The organism is Areca yellow leaf disease phytoplasma, from assembly GCF_041920595.1.
The window spans coordinates 481,644-481,927 of the sequence record NZ_CP169277.1 but is presented as its reverse complement, the minus strand read 5'-3'; positions in this window follow the sequence as shown (position 1 = coordinate 481,927).

Here is a 284-nt window from a genome sequence, read left to right as displayed (position 1 = left end):
ACTAAAATGCCTTTGCTAACCGAATTACAACATCAATTTAGACAAACTATGAATAAGTAAACATTATGACGCCTTAGTAAAATTTGGGCCCTGTTGTTGACAAAACCAAACTATTTTTAAGCAATTTTGACCTAAAATTATTCCTTATTTACAAGAAGAGAAAATACTTTAACAACCAAATATCAAGAAATTAATTTCTGATCCTTCTGTTTGCTTTTGAAGGCAAACTTTATAATTTAAGTCAAATGGCTCCTTTTTTGGAATCGTCCCAGCCAATGCATGTG